This is a genomic window from Bradyrhizobium sp. WSM1743 (assembly GCF_000473065.1).
Lineage (GTDB): Bacteria > Pseudomonadota > Alphaproteobacteria > Rhizobiales > Xanthobacteraceae > Bradyrhizobium.
The window spans coordinates 1-2,436 of the sequence record NZ_AXAZ01000148.1; the positions used below are offsets into that span (position 1 = coordinate 1).

Annotated in this window: 2 protein-coding genes; one reads left to right on the plus strand and one right to left on the minus strand. The window is 57.5% G+C overall.

The window, feature by feature from the left end; translation table 11 throughout:
* Window positions 1-74: 74 nt before the first annotated feature.
* Window positions 75-1,271, minus strand: a complete 1,197-nt coding sequence (locus YU9_RS44045) for an adenylate/guanylate cyclase domain-containing protein (RefSeq protein ID WP_051380682.1) — start codon at window positions 1,269-1,271, stop codon at window positions 75-77.
* Between the two features lie 359 nt (window positions 1,272-1,630).
* On the opposite strand from YU9_RS44045, the gene YU9_RS0138210 reads away from it, so the two are divergent.
* Complete coding sequence (locus YU9_RS0138210; protein WP_027577390.1) at window positions 1,631-2,116, plus strand: hypothetical protein; 486 nt, start codon at window positions 1,631-1,633, stop codon at window positions 2,114-2,116.
* Window positions 2,117-2,436: the final 320 nt, after the last annotated feature.

Here is a 2,436-nt window from a genome sequence, read left to right on the forward strand (position 1 = left end):
TTGAACTCGCGACTGAACTTCCGTCTCTTCATCGCCCACCTCCGGCTTCATGAAACACCTAATCTCGGTGTCCATCAAACCGGCAGCAGCTCAGTGAGTGAAATCCAGCCAAAGGCCTTGGCATTGGCATAGCAAAAGGCGGCACGAGCGTAGGCTGTCGCAAAGTAGGGGTCCAGCTCGATCGCGCTGTTGAATAGGTGTAGTGCCTCGCTGCACGCTTGCTGATTAGCATCCTGATAGGACTTAGCTAAACCGCGCAAGTAGTGATCATAGGCGTCAAGACGCTCGGTTGCCTTGCGTGTGGCACGCTCTATCTCGGCTCTCTCCACCGCCGGCGCGATTGCTCCGACAATGCTCTCCGTCACCTGGTCCTGCAGATCGAAAATGTCGCCGAGCCCACCATCAAACCGGTTCGCCCAAAGATGCGCGCCAGTAGCGGTATCGATAAGCTGTCCCGTGATGCGCACCCGGTTTGCCGCCCTGCGAACGCTTCCTTCCAACACATAGCGAACTCCAAGCTCACGCCCGACTACCTTCACGTCGACGGCGCGACCCTTGTACGCGAAGCTGGAATTGCGGGCGATGACAAACAGGGCCTTGAAATGAGATAGCGCCGTGATGATGTCCTCGACCATTCCATCGGCAAGGTAGTCCTGTTCGGAATCCCCGCTCATGTTGGTGAAAGGTAATACCGCAATCGACGGTTTGTCCGGAAGCGCCAGTGCGGGGCTTGCCGATTGCATCCGCAGCTCTGTAGCTGGTGCTGGCACTCGGAATACGTGGACCGGTCGAGCGATGTTCTTGAGCTGCCGCTCGCCGAGATCCTCAAAGACCAGATCTAGCTTGTCGCGTACTTGATCGTGCACGACTCTGCTCACGCAAATCCCATTGGCTTCGGCGAGGGCTTCGAGCCGTGCCGCAACATTGACACCATCGCCGTAAATATCGTCGCCGTCGATGATAATGTCCCCGAGATTGACGCCGACGCGGAACTCGATGCGATGGTCCGCCGGGACGTCCTCATTGCGACCCTGCATAGCGCGCTGTACCTCGACGGCACATTCGACGGCTTCGATCACGCTCGAGAATTCAATCAGGAGGCCATCGCCTGTTGTCTTGACGATGCGGCCCTGGTGCTCGGCAATGTTCGGCGCGATCAGTTCTCGTTGATGCGTCTTGAGCGCCGCCAAGGTCTCGGCTTCGTCGACACCCATCAGCCGGCTGTAGCCGACAACGTCGGCGGCGACGATAGCGGCGAGCTTCCGTGCCATGCCCACACCCGTTCAGGTTCGAGGGCTAGAGCCAGTCTACCCGAATAGGCGCCGATGGTCATCAGGTCCGTAGCGGTTCCGTAATTCCGTTATGGGTCAAAACCGGCGGTCTACACCGTTGTGAGCCCTTTCCGTTCTGCACCCAACAGCCGACGCTTGGACCAGCATCGAGCTAAGGCAGGTTCGGGCCAGTAAGAGACATTCCGGTCCTTTCGAATGCGCAGAAAATTGACCTTCAATCGTAAGCTGTCAGCAGGCCGTGGCGAAGTCCTTTAAATTTTAATGGTAGCGTCAGTGTCTACGGGCGGGTAGCCTCCAGTAATAAAGTGCTAGTGGAACCTCATCAGGGGAGACCGCCCATGAAAGCGCATCCCGTTGCTGTTTCTGTTGTCGCGCTGTTCGCACTCAGCGTACCCGCTGCTGCGCAGGACTACAAAGTCACTGGGCAATTTGGCTGGTTTGGCATCGGCAAAACCGCCGAACTCGAAAAAGACCATGTGTTTTGGGTCGGCGAATTCTCGGGCACTTTCTTCAATGACAGCGGCGCGAACAGCTTGTTCGATCGCTCCGGCGTACGTTGCCCCGGCTCGTATGATCTCAACTTCGGGAAGAAACAAGGCCACGCAAATGGCTACTGCATCATCATGGGAGAAGGTTCATCCTCCGATCAAGCATTCCTAAAATGGAGTTGTGACGGCGATACCGTCGATTGCTCGGGCACTTTCGAATACACGGGCGGCACCGGCAAGTATCAGTCCGCCAGCGGCAATAATACTTTCAAAGCGCGGACCACCGGCAACTGGAAGGACGGCAACGTCTCGGGTTTTGCCACCTGGAACCGTTGACTCCTTGAGCTGGTAGCGTCTGGCGAAGTGCGGTCATTGGCCGTTTGCGGGAGTCTGGTATGACGGCGCGATGATGAGCGCCGCACAGTTTGTCCCGCCCCCAAGGCCTGCCGGATCGAAGCAATTTCGAGCTGCGCAAGACGACAATCCGGCAGCCTCTGAGAGCGAGGTCCTCATTCGCACCCGTTACTTGTCTTTCCAAACTATTCGCCGCGACTTCAGTTATGGGTCCAGGCCGTGTGAAAATCCGGCGACTTGGGGCGCTCCGGCGCATTTCGTGGCCGCCGCGCTTCTCATTCGGTGGAATCGACCTCTTGTCA